Raw genomic sequence first — 1,798 nt, 5'->3', positions numbered from 1 at the left:
TGCTCGGCGGGGGAGCCGGGCAGCACCTCGACCACCCGCAGCGCGTTCCGCTCGCCGGTCCGCATGATGTCCCGCGGGGACAACGGCAGCGGCGTACTCACCAGGCCGAGGTAGGCGCGCCTCACGCGCCCGTCGGCCAGCAGCGCGGAGATGATCCGGCGGGTCGTGGCGTTGATCGGCACGGCCAGGCCGAGCCCGATCCCGGCGACGGCCGTGTTGATTCCGACCACCCGTCCGGAGGCGTCGGCCAGGGCGCCGCCGGAACTGCCCGGGTTCAGTGCGGCGTCCGTCTGGATGACGTCCTCGATCACCCTCCGGTTCCTGCCCGCGGCCACGGGGATGGAGCGGCCCAGGGCGCTGACCACCCCGGCCGTCACCGAGCCGGAGAGGCCCAGCGGGCTGCCGACGGCGACGACCAGTTGGCCTACGCGCAGTTTGGACGCATCGCCCAGCTCGACCGGGCGCGGCACCGTGAGCCGGCCGCGCAGAACGGCGAGGTCGGAGAGCGGATCCGCGCCGACCACGTCAACGTCCGTGCGTGACCCGTCCGCGAAGGCCGCATGGCCGCCGTCGGAGTTCGCCACGACGTGCGCGTTGGTGAGCAGGTAGCCGTCCTCGGTGAACACCACGGCCGAGCCGCCGGACGGGAAGCTCCTGTCCCGGCGTCGCGCGTCCATCTGAATGCCCGCCACGTGCGGCGTGACGGTCTCCGCTATGCGCACCACGGACGCCGAATACGAGTCCAGCGGGTCCTGGGCGGCGTGCGCCGCCTGCGGGTCGGCATGCGGTTCCGGGATCGTGTTCACGGCCCACCTCCGGGAGCTTTGCTTGCTCACTATGGAACCGCAGAATGGCCCGGTTTGATCCGGCTGCCGCTACGCCTTGAGTGAACCCAAAAGTTAACCACGCGACGGCGGGCGGCCGGCTGTTGCCGGCCGCCGCCGTCGCGGGACTCAGGAGGGGATCAGAACGGGTACTGCGCGATGTCCGGGCGGACGGTGAGCCATTGGGTCTCGGTGAAGGAGTCCATGTTGGCTTGGTGGCCGCCGATGCGGGAGCCGTTGCCGGAGTTCTTCGTGCCGCCGAACGGGGAGTTCGCCTCGTCGGAGACGGTTTGTTCGTTGATGTGGACCTTGCCGGAATCGACGCGGTCGGCGATCTGCATGGCCAGGCCCACGTCTCCGAGGATGGACAGGGAGAGCCCGTACTCGTTGGCATTGGCCAGTTCCACGGCTTCGTCGATGGTGGAGAACTTCATCACCGGGGCGACCGGGCCGAAGATCTCGTCCTTCCACGCGGTGTTGGCCGGGTCGAGGTCGGCGAGCACGGTGGGGGAGTAGAACGGGCCGTCGTTGGTGCCGCCGGCGGCCAGCCGGGCGCCGGCGGCGACCGCGTCCTGCACGATCGAGTCGATGCGCTTGAGCTGGTGCTCGTCGATGATCGGGCCGAGCGCGACGGTGCCGGTCTTGGGGTCGCCGACCGGCAGGTTCGTCGCCTTCTCGGCCAGCGCGGCGACGTAGTCCTCGTAGATGTCCTCGTGGACGATGTGCCGGCCGGTGGTCATGCAGATCTGGCCCTGGTGCATGAACGAGCCGAACGCGGCGGCGGACGCGGCCTTGGCCAGGTCCGCTCCGGGCAGCACGATCATGGCGTTGTTGCCGCCGAGTTCCAGGTGCGCGCGCTTGAGGTTCCGGGCGGCGGATTCGCCGATCTTCCGGCCGGCGGCGGTGGAGCCGGTGAAGGAGATGACCCGGACCTCGGGGGCCTCGACCACGGCCGCGCCGATGTCGGCGCCGCC

General features: G+C 70.7%; 2 protein-coding genes. Both read right to left on the bottom strand.

What is annotated here, in order from left to right; translation table 11 throughout:
* Positions 1-806, bottom strand: an 806-nt coding sequence (locus AC5RUJ_RS15690) for a S1C family serine protease (RefSeq protein ID WP_494156179.1), incomplete at its 3' end; no start/stop codon positions are given.
* A gap of 158 nt (positions 807-964) precedes the next feature.
* Positions 965-1,798 (bottom strand): aldehyde dehydrogenase family protein (locus tag AC5RUJ_RS15685; RefSeq protein ID WP_494156178.1); only part of this gene is annotated, 834 nt, incomplete at its 5' end.

The organism is Arthrobacter sp. Y3223164 (genome assembly GCF_059091005.1).
The sequence above is the reverse complement of the archived record's forward strand: the minus strand, read 5'-3'. Positions and strand labels throughout refer to the sequence as shown.